Below are 15,978 nucleotides of genomic sequence, written 5' to 3'. Positions count from 1 at the left end.
AGTTATGCTGTTATATTCCATTTGAATTTGGTAAAGAGTAAGAAACTTATTCCTAAATAAATAACTAAAGTCAATGGAAAACCAATATTATTGAAAAAATTCCCATAAATACTTATCATATAATATGTAACTAAATAGGTATAGCCAAGGGAATACGAGAGTATATTCAAATTTGTTTTAAAAAAATGGAAAAGAAATAACATTAACAAAGGACCTATAAAGCATCCAAATAATCTAAAATCTATATAAAAACCACCTACTAAAGTTGGAGGTAAAGCTGAATCCCAAGTTCTTCCTACATATTTTCTAGCAACATATTGTGCAGGCCCGTATTCTCCTTTATTAAATAATTGATTTATTGGTCTAAATAAAAAAGAACCATATTCTGGATTAATATCTTTAGTTACAACTTTATTATAAATCTCTATCGAACCTCTAAAAGTTACTACGGCGTCATAAAACACAATATACTCTACTGGAAACCCTGTTTCTTGCACTATTTTTGTAAAGTTAAGTCTTGGTCTGTTCATTAATCTATAATATCCCCAAAAGCTAGAGAGAGAGAGCAATGCAATTCCAATAACTAAATACTTAAGTTTAAAAATTGTTTTTCCTTTAATTAGGAAAAACAATAAAAAAGAAGGTATAAATAAAAACACAAAAGATGACCTTGATGAATTTAAAAACACCTGAAAAATAATTAATAAATTAAATATATAATAATAATAAATTGTTTTGGATTTTGAACGTAAAATAAATAACGTGTTAAAATGAAAAAGAATAATAACAAGTAAACTGAAAATTGTGAGTTCACCTGGTATGACCCTGCCTAAAACGCGCCTATACTCATCACCCCATGTGTATTTACCTAAAATAGAAATTACATAACCAATTACAGCTATGTTAATTGCAATAGAAACTACATTTATAAAAAATAATAGTTTATGATTAAAATTTCTATTTTTTAAATCGGTTCTTAATGCTTTTATATTTATTGACACATCAAAAACACTTATCATAAGAGTATGATAAACAATAACAAATAAAACAATAGCTATTCTTGAAATATAAGAAATCTCGGTCTGATTATATTCTAAAATAATCCCGTAATCTATACTTCCAATAAAATAAAATGTTGCTAAAGCCAATAAAAAATAATAATTCAAATTGTTTTTTATGTATCGGCTAGAAATTGAAATAAAGAAGCCTAAAAACAATAGAAAAAAAACGATTTTAAAAAAATTAATATCAATTAAAAAAGCGACTGTAAGACATAAATAACTTAAACTCCTATACAACAAATCTTTTTTAATTCTCATAGCTTCCAAATTTTAAAATCAGCAACCACCCGCTTATCTTGAGTAAACTTTCTGCGTGATTTAATCCATGTAAAATCAGCTTTTCTTAAAAAGGTTCTAAAAAACAAGATATTTGTTTCAACAAAATTATAATTGTTTTGGTGTGAGTAAATATTGTATCGCGTTAAAACTCTAGCAAAAAAAATGGGCAGAACATAAATAAGATTTATTAATTGTAAATTGATAATTAAAACATAAAATGCATTTCTGAAACCATTAATGTACCACTTTCTTCTATCTACATTATTATCCTTTATTGAAGCCTGAAACTTATGATAAATTATAGAATCTGAATCTGCAATCCATTTATACCCCATAACCCTTGCTCTATAAGACACATCAAAATCTTCACCATATGATCCAAACTCATCAATAAAGCCTCCTATTTGTTTAAGTAAACTTATTTTGAAAATAGGAGAAATAAACAACCCCCCCATGCATTCGTATGTCTGTATTGAAGTATTATCAATTTTATCAGTATATTTTCCTTGCCATAAACCAAATGGGCTAAAATTATTTCCAAAATTATTTATTCTATTTTCATCATAGAAATATAATGCTTTAGGAATCAATCCAATAACTTCTGAATCACTTTTTTTAATGTTAGCTAATAAATTTCTAAAATAATCATTTTTAAATTTTACATCACTATTAAGTAAGATAAAATAATCACTATTTGTCTCTTCAATTAATTGATTAGCTCCTTGACAAAACCCTCTATTAACTTTGTTTTCAATGATTCGAACGTCGAGGTATTTGTTTTTAAAAAAATTTTTTGAATATGAAACTGAGGCGTCCGATGATCCATTATCAATTATTAATAATTGAAAATCATTTATAATATCCTGATTAATAATAGAGCCGTATAAATCTTCTAAATGATTAATGCTATTCCATAGTAAAACCCCTATAGTTAAATCTTTTTTCATATTTTAATAATTGTTCTAATTCCAAATTCCCTTTTTACAATAATTGAAAGCGTAATATTTAATAAAATTAAGCTTAAATAAGTAGAAAAAATGGCTCCAAGTAAACCATAAATTGGAATTAAGATAATATTTAATAAAACATTAGCAATTAACGCAAAAATTGAAACGTACATCTGGATATTTTGCTTTCCAGTCATTTGTAAAATTAACCCTACAGAGCCAGTTATAGCATAAACAAAAGATAAGCCTATAGCAGTGAGATATGATGTTATTATATCATAATAATCAATTTTAAATAATGAAATCAATTGTGTTTTAAACAAAAACAAACAAATCAAAATACACAACCCTATTAGAAAAATCAACTTTGTTGAATTAAGTGCTAATTTTTCTATTTCTTCAAAATTCTTCTCAAAAAAATACCTTGAATACTTTGGACCTACCATTGCGTTTGTTGCCATGACCCCAATAGGCAATAAATTAGAAAATTTTAAAATAATATTATAGCCTCCTACAGTATCTAAATCTGCAAACCTATTTAACATCAAAATATCCATTCTATTCATTAGCATATATAATGCGCCACTGAATAGCAAAGGTGCAGAAGCTTTTAAAATTGAAAAATCAATACTAATTTTTTTTTGAAACAAAAACCATAAATTCCCTTTGAATAGCGTATTTACTACTAAAATAAAACTTATTAAGAAAGCGGTTAAAATAGATATTACCAGAACGTAAATGACTAAACTTGAATTCAATTCAAACTGAGAACAGTTGATAATCACTAAAATTATTAAAACATTTAATAATACTACCGCAGAAGTATACATAAAGCTATAAATCGTTATTTTTCCGCAGCCCCTAAGGGTTTCTATATTCAAATAAAACAAGCTGAAAGGCAAAATAACAAATGAAGAAATTCTAGTAATATCAATAATTTTATCATTACCCAGTAATTTACCGGTAATAAAAGCTGAGCTAAAATAAAACAACACAGAAACTATAGCTGAAATAATAAAGACCTGAACAAATAACCTCTTATACAACGATTGTCTGTCTTCTAAACCATCCTTCTCGGCTATTATTTTTACAGCCATAATATCCAGTCCAAATTTCCCAAACAGACCAGCAATACTAATTAAGGTAAATACAGTTGCATAAACTCCTAGGGTATTTAAACCAAAATAATTAGTAATTAACAATGTCAAAATAAAGCCACCTACTAAACCTATTACTTTAGTAAATAGGTTGAAAATGGTTGAAACACCAATATCAGAAGTTAATAATTTTTTTATATGTATCAATTCACTAATTGCTTATGCCACAAAAATCTAAAACGACCTTATCTGAAGAAATTTCTAATGTCTTAAACTCTTTATGACCAACTAAAAACACAATTATATCAGCTTTTTCTATGGCTTCTTTATATTCAGTAATTTTAAATACCTTATGTTCTTCAATATTAGGTTCTACAATAAAATACTCCTCATTATTAGCATTTTGTAATACTTTTTGAACAATGTATTTGGCTGGAGATTCTCTTAAATCATCAATATTTGGTTTAAAGGCTAACCCCATTAAAGCGATGCTGGGTTTATAACCTTTTTTTAATTGAAATTCTAATTTAACATTTTGCACTTTTTCAGCACACCAAAATGATTTATAATTATTAATCTCTCGTGCTTTTCCTATAATTTTAGATTCCAAAGGATATTCTGAAACGATAAAATAAGGATCAACCGCTATACAATGGCCTCCTACTCCACACCCTGGTTGTAAAATATTAACTCTAGGGTGTTTGTTAGCCAGTTTTATTAATTCCCAAACATTAATATCCGCTTTATCACAAATAAGTGACAATTCATTGGCAAATGCAATTTGAACATCCCGAGAAGAATTTTCAACTAACTTACACATTTCAGCAGTTCTTGCGTTTGTTCTGTGTAAATCTCCTTTTATAAATTTTTCATAAAAACCAACTGCTTTTTCGGTTGATTTTTCATCAACGCCACCTATTACACGATCATTATGTACCAATTCATACATGACATTCCCTGGCAGTACACGCTCAGGACAATATGCAATATTAAGTTTCCCCTTTAATTCAGGTCTTTCATTGTGTATTAATTGGGCCATTTTTTCTGCAGTACCTATGGGTGAAGTAGATTCTATAATATATAAATCATCTTTTTTTAGCAATGGTATAATGCCTCTTGTTGCTTCCTCTACAAAAGAAATATCGGGTTCATTTTTTGCTTTAAAAGGTGTTGGTACAACTATCAGATACACATCAGATTCAACAGGAGTTGTTGCTGCCTTCAAATAACCCGCTTTTACAGCTGAAGCTACAGCTATATCTAACTCTGGTTCTATAATATGTATTTTTCCCTGATTAATAGTGTCAACCACTTTGGGGTTAATATCCACACCATGTACATAAATCTTACTTTCGGCTATTAGGGCTGCTGTAGGTAAACCAATATACCCCAAACCAATCATTACAACACTTGGCTTTTTATTCATAATTATAAGTTTGAAATAAATTCAACTATTTTTTTACAAGACGTACCATCTCCATATGGGTTGTGTAACTTACTTGTTAAAGTATAGATTTCTTTGTTATTTAATAAATTATTTGCTTCAAAAACAATTTTATCAGAATTAGTTCCTACTAAAATGACAGTCCCAGCCTCAACAGCTTCTGGTCTTTCGGTAGTGTCTCTCATCACTAAAACGGGTTTTCCTAAACTTGGCGCTTCTTCTTGCACGCCACCACTATCTGTAATAATAATATATGACTTGCTCATTAACCAGACAAAAGCTGGGTATGATAATGGCGCTATTAGTTTAATATTTTTTACATCTCCCAAAAGATCATAAACTGGTTTTTGCACATTTGGATTTAAATGAACAGGATATATAATCTGAACATCGTTATTTTCGATAGCTATTCGTTTTAAAGCATTACAGATATTAATAAATCCTTGACCGTGATTTTCTCTTCGGTGCCCAGTAACTAAAATTAATCTTTTATCAATTTCTAGAATTGATTTTAAAGAATCTACCTCATCATCAATAAAATTATTTGAATTTACTTTATCAACACTGTATAACAGAGCATCAATTACAGTGTTTCCAGTTACCGCTATTTTATCTTGGTTTTTATTCTCATTTATTAAGTTTTGTTGAGAGGTCTTTGTAGGCGAAAAATGTATATCTGCAACCGCTCCAGTTACAGTTCTATTCATTTCCTCTGGGAAAGGAGATTTCATATTAAACGTCCGCAATCCCGCTTCTACATGGCATATTTTAGCCCCAGAATAAAATGAAGCAATACTAGCCGCCATTGTAGTAGTTGTATCTCCATGTACAAAAACGTAGTCTGGTTTAAAACTTTCTATAACAGGTTTTAAATTAACAATAATATCAGATGTTAGTGTATATAAATTTTGATTTGGTTTCATAAGATTTAAATCAAAATCTGGAATAATTTCAAAAAATGAAAGTACTTGATCCAACATTTCTCGATGTTGAGCTGTAATACATACCTTAGTCTCAAATCTATCGCTATGTTTTAGAAACTCCTTTACTAATGGAGCCATTTTAATCGCTTCTGGTCTTGTCCCAAAAATTATCAAATTTTTAATTCGCATGTGATTAATGATTTTTTTACCTTTTAGTTAACGAAGAAGAACCATATCTATCTAAAATGTAGGTTATCAACTTCTATAATTTTAACTGTATTTCCCTCAGAATTGTCATAAAATATATATTTAACCACAATAATTATATGTCGCCTCTTTAAGGCTATCTTTCCAGTAAGGAATTTCCAATCCAATCTTGTCTTTTATTTTTGTTTTTTCCATCACACTATACATAGGTCGTTTTGCTGGAGTTGGAAAAAACTCAGTTTTAATGGGGTTAACTTTAATTGAAATATTTTGAGAATCAAATATTGCTTTTGCAAAATCATACCAACTTGCTACTCCTTCATTACTATAATGATAAACTCCATAAAAACTATTTCCTTCTAGTATCACCTTTAAAATGACCGCTGCTAAGTCTTTTGCATAAGTTGGTGTGCCTATTTGATCGCTTACAACACTAATCTCATCCCTTGTTTCGGCTAAACTTAGCATGGTTTTCATAAAGTTATTACCATACTCAGAATACAACCATGATGTTCTAAAAATAAAGTATTTACCTAAATTACTTGTGATTTCCTTTTCTCCTTGTAACTTTGATTTGCCATATATACTTATAGGGTTGGCTATATTCTTTTCTATATATGGAAATGATTGCATTCCATCAAACACAAAATCTGTAGAGACGTGAATTAATACAGTATCATATTCAGAGCATACTAAAACTAAGTTTTTTGGTCCAATCGCATTTACCGCAAAAGCTTTTTCGATATCATTCTCTGCCTTATCTACAGCTGTATATGCAGCACAATTTATGCAGTAGTCGATTTTTGAATGCTGTTTAAAAAAAGATGTTACGTCTTCTTTATTGGTTATATCTAACTCTAGATAATCAGTATAAATAAAGTTTAAATCACTATATTTATTTTCAAGATCTTTTATACAGCTTGCTAACTGACCATTGCTTCCGGTAACTAATACATTAATCATAAACAAATATTCTCAAAAGTTGGTAGGACTAAGTCCTTTTCAGAAACTATAAGATCTGCATTAGGTAAAACCCAATCAACAGCTAACTCAGAATCTGTATAAATAACTCCTCCCTCAGAAGATTTATTATAAAAATTATCACATTTATACGAAAATAAAGCGGTATCACTCAATACAACAAAACCGTGAGCAAATCCTCTTGGCACAAAAAATTGTTTTTTGTTTTCTCCTGACAATTCAATGGATACATATTGGCCATATGTTGGAGACTTTGGTCGAACATCAACAGCTACATCTAATACCTTTCCTTTTATAACTCTAACCAGTTTTGCTTGAGCATGTTCTCCTCTCTGAAAATGCAAGCCCCTTAGAACTCCTCTCGAGGAAAATGACTCATTATCTTGGACAAAAATAATATTATCTCCTATTAATTTATTAAAAGTGTTTTGGTTGTAACTTTCAAGAAAATACCCTCTTTTATCTTCAAAAACTTTAGGCTCAATAATAAAGCACCCTTTTAATTTAGTTTCTCTTATCGTCATTATTTCTTTTTCAGTAGTCCTAATAAATTTTTACCATATCCACTTTTAAGCAGTGGTTCCGCTAAGGACTTAAATTGACTCTCACTTATATAGCCCATTTCAAAAGCAGCAGCTTCAATTGCTCCTATTTTTAAACCCTGTCTTTCTTCAATAACTTCAACAAATTGAGAGGCCTGCATTAATGATTGAAATGTACCGGTATCTAACCATGCTGTCCCTCTATCCAATATGCTTACACTGAGTTTTCCTTGCTCTAAATACACTCTATTTAAATCTGTAATTTCCAACTCTCCTCTATGGCTTGGTTTTATGTTCTTCGCAATATTAACAACGGAGTTGTCATAAAAATAAATCCCAGGTACTGCATAATTTGATTTGGGTGCTTCTGGCTTCTCTTCAATAGAAATAGCTTTTCCGTCTTTATCAAATTCTATTACTCCATAACGTTCTGGATCATGTACTCTATATGCATAAATTACACCTCCATCAGGATTATTATTAGCTTGCAAGAGTTTTGCTAAACCTGTGCCATAAAAAATATTATCCCCTAAGATTAGAGCTACCTTTTCACTCCCAACAAACTTTTCTCCTATAATAAAAGCTTCTGCCAAACCATTAGGCTCATCCTGTACAGCGTATTCGAATTTACAACCATATTTTTTACCATCTCCAAGCAAATCTTTAAATAAAGGTAAATCTTTTGGCGTTGATATAATTAATATTTCATTTATCCCAGCATACATTAGTGTTGAAAGCGGATAGTATATCATTGGTTTATCATAAATAGGCATGAGTTGCTTACTTATTGTTAACGTTAACGGGTGTAATCTTGTACCTGAACCTCCAGCTAGAATAATTCCTTTCATTATAATTATTTTACTTATCTTATCTATATTGTTTTTTGTAATATAATTGGTATTGACCGCTTGTAACATTCTTCAACCAATTTTCATTACTTAAATACCATTTAATAGTTTTTTCTAGTCCTTCCTCAAATGTTACCGAAGGCTCCCAACCCAACTCGTTCTTTATTTTTGATGCATCAATGGCATATCGCAAATCATGCCCAGGTCGGTCTTTTACATATGTAATTAACTGTTCTGAAGTGCCTTTTGGTCTTCCCAATTCGAAATCCATTTGTTTACAGAGCAATTTAACTAAATCTATATTTTTCCATTCATTAACTCCACCTATATTGTAGGTTTCTCCATTAACCCCCTTATGAAAAACTAAGTCAATTGCTATGGCATGATCTTTTACATATAACCAATCTCTAGTGTAATTTCCATCGCCATAAACTGGTAATGGCTTATTATGAATAATATTATTGATAAATAATGGAATCAACTTTTCAGGAAATTGATTTTGACCATAATTATTAGAACAATTGGTAATGACATATGGTAATTTATAGGTTTCGCCATAAGCCCTAACAAAATGGTCCGAACTTGCCTTGGATGCTGAGTATGGCGAATTTGGATCATAAGGTGTGGTTTCAGTAAATAAGCCTGTTTCCCCTAAACTACCATAAACTTCGTCTGTACTTACATGGTAAAACCGCTTTTTTGAAGTAGTATCCCCTTTCCAACATTCCTTAAAAGCGTTTAAGAGAATCATTGACCCTATAACATTAGTCTTAACAAAGGCTAAAGGGTCTTTAATGGATCTATCAACATGTGATTCTGCGGCTAAATGAATAACACCTTCAAACTTATATGTGCCGAAAAGCGAATTTACAAAGGCTTCTTCCGTTATATCTCCTTTTATAAAGGTATAATTGGGTTTATTTTCAATATCGACCAAGTTTTCAAGATTTCCAGCATAAGTTAATGCATCGAGATTATAAATGTGATAATTGGGGTATTTCTCTACAAATAACCTAACAACATGTGAACCTATAAATCCAGCCCCTCCAGTTATCAAAACATTCATAAAGCTTGATTTTTATATTTATCTAAAAATTTAATAAAATGAAACCCTAATAATATAACTGTTGTTATCAGAATCAAATATATTGCATAATATTTTGTTGAATCAACAGCTTTTCCTAAAAACAACCTAGAGTGATCTATTGTTCCTTGGTTTTCTTGACTCGACACCACCTCAATTATTTTTAGAATATCTTCTTTTCTTCTTTGTATTTGTACTAACTCCCTTCTCAACTGAACATCATTTTTGTACAATTCAAATTCCTTTGTTTTATTTTTATCTTCAGTATTCTCTATCGTTATACTCGTTTGAGATTCATTTCTATTATTAACAGCAGTAACTAAAACTTCTTTATAAACATTTTGAAGCTCTCTTGAAGCATCTAATGATTTTAAAATTGATTTTTCTAAATTATTTAACTCGTCTATATCCTTTTTTTGTTCTGTAGAAAAATACTCTGTTTCGGTTATTTTATTAATTGTTTTATTTATTACAGAGCCAAAAATATCTTTTTCTTTAGCTTTGATTATAATTCTTTGGTTTGGATGCTGAAAATCTTTTGAATTACTAACAAAAGATTCAAAGGTTACGGTTTTAGCTAAAACTGAATCTATACTTTTAATATACTCATCAAAACTTTTTAGTTTCTCGTTATCAGTGATAACAGATTCTACACCAAGACTAATAAGAGATGCTGCCTTACTTGATTCAATACCCAAAACACTTCCTAAGGTTACAGAATCCCCCTCAGCAATCAATTCATTATAATAATCAATAGCTCTATATAGGTTCTCTCCTGTATTATAATTCTGTTTAATTACAGTAGTAGACTTATAAACAGGCAACCCCTTTTTTTGCTTATAATAGCCATAACCATAACCAACAACTCCTGCTATTACAATTTTTATAATATGCTTTTTAACAAAAAATACGGCCCAAACAAAGGCCAAAAAGACCTTATAAAACAGTCCTCCAATAAAACGAAATAATCGCTCAAAAACAGATCCTGTTAATTTAAACAATTGTCCTAAATCTACTTCTTCAGATTGCTGAGGTTGCGGTAAATCTTTACTCATAACTGTTACTTATTAATTAAATATTTGTTCTAATATTGTTCTTGTTATTAAATATGTTGGTCTTACACCCGATGTACCTAAGCCTCCTGATGCTAATGTCGCTCCTGTTTCTAAAGGATTATCACTAGCGTAATATGCATATCTTACTTTCACATCTTTACTTATACTTGCTCTAACTTTTGAAGCTGCTTGAATCGCCTTTTGGTAATGTGCTCCTTCCATTTCTAAACCTATTACATTCCAAGTAGAATTGTAAAAGAATTTCAAAATATCTTTATTTTGAAGTGATGTACCTAAAACAGTAATCATAGACCCTTCATAAACATTAACACCTTGACCTTCTAAATCTTCTCTTTTCAATTCGTTTTCAAATGGGTAATTATCTGCTGTGCCTTCAAAAATATGAGCCGAAGGTATCATAATATCACCCTTTCCACCTTCTAAAATCCCCGCTTTACCCATTATAGAAACTGATTCTACATTTAAATGTATCAGGTTTTCTTTTTGTTTATAGGGCTTTAACAATTCATCAATAGTTTCATAGGCCTGTTCTCCAAAAGCATAATCCATTACTAATATAACAGGTTTTTTTTGTTTCAAACCTATTTGATCTATATTAATATCTACTTTTGAGGTATCAATTTTAGTAGTATCAAATATTTGAACATCAATATTAGCTCCAGATGTGTCTTTAATGTAAATCATTCCTTTCTGCAACGCTTCTTTGGTCACTTTATTGCGAAGATCATTATTATCAGAATTACTTAAGGATTCATAAACTTCAAAAACATCCTTTTTCGAAGCAATTGTTTTTAGGGCATTAGGTATAAAAAGAGTGTTCATAACACTGTGCATATTGGCACTAATAATATGAATTGGCCTTTCTAATAAATTATTTTTATATAAATTTTCTTTTATTGTATTTGCCCAAATTTCACCGTGTATGTGATGACCAATACGCTCTCTTAAAACAGGGCTAAAAGTAACCGTGCGTTTATTGTTATTTATTAATTCTTCAATGGCTAATTTCCCTAACCAATATACGATGTGTAGCAGTCTTTCAGGTTGCGAAGGAATTGCAAACTCATTATAAACATTTGTTAACTCTTTAAACGTTCTTCCTAAAATATTTGCGGTATGAGTAATAGCAACCTCACGCTCTTCTTGAGTGAGTTTCTTTTTAGATAACACTGCTTTTTCAAGTTTTACCCAATCTCTTGTTGTTGAACCTTCTTCATTAATAATTACACGCTTACTTATTTTATGAGATTCAATAAAAAGGAAGGTAAGGTGTGTTAAAATATCGTAAATTTCAGACCGCCCCCGAGTAATTTCAATATTCATTTGTTCGTTATCAATTCGATAACAATTACGACGCCGTTTTTCAGGTATTATAGGTTTAAAATGCGAGTTAGAATATCCTTCATCACTAGTTAAATTAATAAACGTACATTCTTCAATACCTTGCGGAAGTCGATCAATAACATAAAGTAACCCTTCTAATTCAGCTTTTTCTTCACCAATAGAGCCGTAAATTTCAGGGCGTAAAAGTAATAATGCTTGTCTTAATGTTTCGCCAGAAACTCCCATAGGTTTATAAAACCCTCTATTAAACAAATGGCGCATAGTAATATACATACGTTCAATAGCGTTAGAGCTTTCCTGAGCGCGCGTTCTAGCATGATGTTTTTTACTACTCATAGTTTAATTTGGTTGGGCAAAGATACTATTATTTTGTGTTAATTTTTCTATAGGAGATTGTCAGCTATTTTTCTATCATTTGACAATCTAGGCAGCTTATTTTGCCCTCCTAATTTTCCAATAGATTTCATATAGTCTTGAAATCCACCTTTCTTAACTGTAGTTATCTTTAAAGGCTGTAACACGCTACCTTTAATTAAATCAAAATAGTATGTGTTTTGTTTTTGAAGTGATTCATCAATTTTTTTCGCTAAAGCGGAAGGGTTTTCTGGTTCATTTTCAAATTCAATAAACCATTCGTGGTATGGCAAACCTTCTTTAGGGTTTATTTGTGGTGCTACCGTAAATTCTGAAACACTAATGTTAGAATTTGTAGTAGCGTCTTGAATAGCTTGCTCTACCTCCTTACCTATAACATGCTCACCAAAAGCTGAAATAAAATGCTTTATTCTACCTGAAACAATTACGCGATAAGGCTTAGTTGAAGTAAACTCTACAGTATCTCCTATGTTATAAGCCCATAGCCCTGCATTGGTGGAAATTATCATCACATAATTTACACCAACTTCTACATCCTTAATTGTAATTCTTTTTGGGTTCTCCTCAAAAAATTCATCTGCCTTAATAAATTCATAGAAAATTCCAGAATTAAGTTGAAGCAACATACCTTTTTCTTTCTGCTTATCTTGAAATGCAAAAAAACCTTCACTTGCTGGATACAACTCAATACTATCTACCTTTCGCCCAATTAAATTCTCGAACTTACTTCTATAAGGTTCATAATTAACACCTCCAAAAATGAATAGATTGAAGTTTTTAAAAATATCACCTATCTTTTTTCCTGTTTTTTCTTGAAGTTTTTCAAAATACATTTGCACCCAAGATGGAATTCCAGAAATAATGGTCATATTTTCAGGTAACGTTTCCTCAACAATAGCATCAACTTTTGTTTCCCAATCGTCTATACAATTGGTATCCCACGATGGCAACCTATTTTTCTGCAAATATTTTGGCACATAATGAGCTACAATACCAGATAGTCGACCAAGTTGAACACCATTTTGTTCATTCAAAATAGGGCTTCCTTGTAGAAAAATCATTTTACCATCCACAAATTTAGCGTTACCTGTTTCATGAATGTACATTAATATGGCATTTCTAGCAGCTTCAACATGGCTAGGCATACTCTCTTTCGTAATTGGGATGTATTTGGAACCTGAAGTTGTCCCCGAAGTTTTTGCAAAATAAATAGGTTTTCCTTTCCATAGGATATTTTCTTCACCAGCTACTACTTTGTCAACATAAGGTTTTAGAGCTTCATAATCCCTTACAGGAACACGTTTAATAAAATCTGTATGATTATTTATGCTAACAAAATCATGATCCTTACCAAACTTTGTACTAGTAGCTTCAGAAATTAATTCTTGAAATATTTTATTTTGAGTTTCAATAGGGTTATTGGCCCATTTCTGAACTTTCTTATAAATACGTTTTGCAAATGGTTTTGCTAAAGCCGATTTTAATGACATCATTAATTATTTAAAATCTATAAAATTTGTTGGATTAATTGGGTAGCCATCATTCCAAAGTTCAAAATGTAAATGCGGTCCTGTTGATAATTCCCCTGTATTCCCAGCGGTTGCAATAACCTCTCCTGCTTTAACTAAATCGCCCTGTGCTTTAGTTAAAGTGGCGTTGTGTTTATATATGGAAATTAGTCCATAACTATGTTCAATAATTATAACATAACCTGTACTAGATGTCCATTCTGAAAAAATCACAATACCATCGGCAGTAGCTTTTATTGGAGTATCTTTTGCTACAACAATATCAACTGCGTAGTGCTTTTCTTTAGCATTATAATGTTCACTTATGGTACCACTTACTGGTGGAAATAAAACAAAATTTGTTGCAGAAGTTGCAGATTCAAAAAGATTATACTTGTCTTCTTTATCCACTTTTTCACGAAGTAGTGAGTCTTCAGCAATAGGACTTAAATCTACTTCACTAGCTTCTAACTTTACTGCTTCAATAATGGAGTCTTTATTAAAATCTACTTTAGTTACATCACCTGTTAATACTTTCTTTATAGACTCATAGTAACGGTCATTTAAAGAAATAACACGCTGTAGCGAATCTGTTTTGTAGTTTAACTCTGTTGCTTTCTTTTTTAATGCTGTTGATGAGTAACCAGGAATATATTCACGCAAAGGTGTAAGTGCAATTAACAAATACGTAAGTGTAATTAAAAATATAGCTAATAACGATGTTAAAACAAATACATTTAATCGGGATAATTTAAAGGATAAGCGTTCTTCAAAAGTATGTTCATTTAGTATCATTAAACGATACTTATTCAATAACTTACCTTTTATCTTTTTTGGTTTCTTTTTTTTGTCTGCCATGATGAACAAAAATAAATAAATTTATTGCAAGTGTTGGTTCTCTAAATGCTAAAGTTAGGTTCAAAACGTTTTTATTAAACTTTAATTATTAACTTTGTACTTTAAAATAATTATTATGATCTTATATATGTTACCATTAGCGATAGGACCTTGGCAAATAGCATTAATTGTCTTGGCCGTTTTACTTTTATTTGGAGGTAAAAAAATACCTGAATTAATGCGTGGATTAGGTAGCGGAATTAAAGAGTTTAAAGATGCAAGTAAAGAAGAAGACGAAACTACTGAAGATAAAAAAGGATAAAATTTAATTTTGTCTGACACTAAAAAACCAGCTCAATCAGCTGGTTTTTTAGTTTTCACAAAGATATATAGTTACTCAATTTTTACTGATTTTATAATAGATTCAAGCTCTAACATATAGTTACGCTTCTCTACAGATGGTGCAAACACAAAACCTTCAATCCCTATCCATCTTTTATTTACTTTATCTTCAATCGTATAATTTATAAACGATCCTCCCATAAAATCATTGGTTAATTCCCAAAGGCCTTTAGTTTCAAAAGCCAATTTATTATCTAAAATAGTTTCTTCATGAAAAGGTGTGTAAGCACTCTCTGTTATCATAAAAGAGTTTATTGTTTCTCCTTTTGCGTTTACTGTTCCATCCAATCGCCCTTTAAAATATTGCTTTCCTATAGAATCTCTAATCTTAATTATTTGTCCCACTGTAGTGCTGTCATTTCTTTTTATGGCATCAAAAGGTAATTCGTAAATCATTAAATGTGAATGTCCTGTTGTAATATCTTTTCTAAACCAGAAGAAATTATCAGTTTCCTTTGCAACTTCATAGATTGATGGAAACTGAATTGTTAAACCTAACTTTTCTTTTATTGATGTAAAACGGTGTGGAGATTTTGACATTTGACGCCGTCTTTCGGTTAACTCCGCATTTCTAAACGTTTCAATAATTTTAGACTCATTTTCTTTTAAAACATTTATAATAACTTCTTTCGTTTTACCAGAAACCACTATTACTTTTTGCGGTTTTGCATACACATCATCAGATATCTTTATACCTGCTTCTTTCCCTGCTTCAATTTTTAAAACAGTTCTGTTTTTAGTTACAAATCCAGAAAAAACTGCTGGCGGTATTTGGCTAATGGTAAAGGTAGGTTCATCTTGTGGTAAACCGTAAATAGGTTTTGCTAGCACATTTCTTATCGCTTCACCAACTCTACCATCCCATAAATCATTTTCTGTTACAACAGAGACATTATTTATTGCTCCAGAAGCATCTGGTAGAAATTTTTCTTTTGATTGTTTTTTATCAACGCAAGACATTAAAAGTGCTAGCGTAAGTAATGAAAATAGAAAATATCGCATAATATGTTTTATGTTTTAAGA

The 15,978-nt window shown here is 30.5% G+C and carries 15 protein-coding genes; 1 reads left to right on the top strand and 14 read right to left on the bottom strand.

Annotation, left to right across the window (positions count from 1 at the left end; all coding sequences use genetic code 11):
- Nucleotides 1-2: 2 nt before the first annotated feature.
- The 13 genes from Q0870_RS01905 to Q0870_RS01845 form a co-directional block, all read right to left on the bottom strand.
- Nucleotides 3-1,319 (bottom strand): O-antigen polymerase, encoded by a 1,317-nt coding sequence (locus Q0870_RS01905; RefSeq protein WP_298550535.1) that lies wholly within the window; start codon nt 1,317-1,319, stop codon nt 3-5.
- Nucleotides 1,316-2,287, bottom strand: a complete 972-nt coding sequence (locus Q0870_RS01900) for a glycosyltransferase (RefSeq protein WP_298550534.1) — start codon at nt 2,285-2,287, stop codon at nt 1,316-1,318. Before Q0870_RS01900 ends, Q0870_RS01905 begins: the two co-directional genes overlap by 4 nt.
- Nucleotides 2,284-3,591 (bottom strand): MATE family efflux transporter, encoded by a 1,308-nt coding sequence (locus Q0870_RS01895; protein WP_298550533.1) that lies wholly within the window; start codon nt 3,589-3,591, stop codon nt 2,284-2,286. The genes Q0870_RS01900 and Q0870_RS01895 overlap by 4 nt, the downstream gene beginning before the upstream one ends.
- A 4-nt stretch (nt 3,592-3,595) precedes the next feature.
- Nucleotides 3,596-4,810, bottom strand: coding sequence for a UDP-N-acetyl-D-mannosamine dehydrogenase (gene wecC / locus Q0870_RS01890; protein WP_298550532.1), 1,215 nt, complete (start codon nt 4,808-4,810; stop codon nt 3,596-3,598).
- A gap of 2 nt (nt 4,811-4,812) precedes the next feature.
- Entirely contained in the window at nt 4,813-5,940 is a 1,128-nt protein-coding gene (wecB, locus tag Q0870_RS01885) for a UDP-N-acetylglucosamine 2-epimerase (non-hydrolyzing) (protein WP_298550530.1), read from the bottom strand.
- Nucleotides 5,941-6,060: 120 nt separating this feature from the next.
- The gene (gene rfbD / locus Q0870_RS01880; RefSeq protein ID WP_298550529.1) at nt 6,061-6,921 is read right to left on the bottom strand and encodes a dTDP-4-dehydrorhamnose reductase; all 861 of its coding nucleotides are present in this window, start codon (nt 6,919-6,921) and stop codon (nt 6,061-6,063) included.
- Nucleotides 6,918-7,463: a dTDP-4-dehydrorhamnose 3,5-epimerase gene (gene rfbC / locus Q0870_RS01875; protein WP_298550528.1), complete on the bottom strand. Its 546-nt coding sequence runs from the start codon at nt 7,461-7,463 to the stop codon at nt 6,918-6,920. The genes rfbD and rfbC overlap by 4 nt, the downstream gene beginning before the upstream one ends.
- A complete protein-coding gene (rfbA, locus tag Q0870_RS01870; protein ID WP_298550527.1) occupies nt 7,463-8,329 on the bottom strand; it encodes a glucose-1-phosphate thymidylyltransferase RfbA in 867 nt (288 codons plus the stop codon). Before rfbA ends, rfbC begins: the two co-directional genes overlap by 1 nt.
- A 19-nt stretch (nt 8,330-8,348) precedes the next feature.
- Nucleotides 8,349-9,395 (bottom strand): dTDP-glucose 4,6-dehydratase, encoded by a 1,047-nt coding sequence (gene rfbB / locus Q0870_RS01865; RefSeq protein WP_298550525.1) that lies wholly within the window; start codon nt 9,393-9,395, stop codon nt 8,349-8,351.
- The gene (locus Q0870_RS01860; RefSeq protein ID WP_298550524.1) at nt 9,392-10,468 is read right to left on the bottom strand and encodes a hypothetical protein; all 1,077 of its coding nucleotides are present in this window, start codon (nt 10,466-10,468) and stop codon (nt 9,392-9,394) included. Before Q0870_RS01860 ends, rfbB begins: the two co-directional genes overlap by 4 nt.
- 12 nt (nt 10,469-10,480) lie before the next feature.
- Nucleotides 10,481-12,169: a hypothetical protein gene (locus tag Q0870_RS01855; RefSeq protein WP_298550523.1), complete on the bottom strand. Its 1,689-nt coding sequence runs from the start codon at nt 12,167-12,169 to the stop codon at nt 10,481-10,483.
- 47 nt (nt 12,170-12,216) lie between these two features.
- Complete coding sequence (locus Q0870_RS01850) at nt 12,217-13,701, bottom strand: GH3 auxin-responsive promoter family protein (RefSeq protein WP_298550522.1); 1,485 nt, start codon at nt 13,699-13,701, stop codon at nt 12,217-12,219.
- A gap of 3 nt (nt 13,702-13,704) precedes the next feature.
- Nucleotides 13,705-14,574, bottom strand: a complete 870-nt coding sequence (locus Q0870_RS01845) for a M23 family metallopeptidase (protein ID WP_298550521.1) — start codon at nt 14,572-14,574, stop codon at nt 13,705-13,707.
- Nucleotides 14,575-14,689: 115 nt separating this feature from the next.
- Between Q0870_RS01845 and tatA the strand changes: the two genes are divergently transcribed.
- Nucleotides 14,690-14,875, top strand: coding sequence for a twin-arginine translocase TatA/TatE family subunit (gene tatA / locus Q0870_RS01840; RefSeq protein WP_298550520.1), 186 nt, complete (start codon nt 14,690-14,692; stop codon nt 14,873-14,875).
- 71 nt (nt 14,876-14,946) lie between these two features.
- On the opposite strand, the gene Q0870_RS01835 is transcribed toward tatA, so the two are convergent.
- Complete coding sequence (locus Q0870_RS01835) at nt 14,947-15,957, bottom strand: DUF4837 family protein (RefSeq protein WP_298550519.1); 1,011 nt, start codon at nt 15,955-15,957, stop codon at nt 14,947-14,949.
- Nucleotides 15,958-15,978: the final 21 nt, after the last annotated feature.

Source organism: uncultured Algibacter sp. (assembly GCF_947487575.1).
GTDB lineage: Bacteria > Bacteroidota > Bacteroidia > Flavobacteriales > Flavobacteriaceae > Algibacter_B.
The sequence above is the reverse complement of the archived record's forward strand: the minus strand, read 5'-3'. Positions and strand labels throughout refer to the sequence as shown.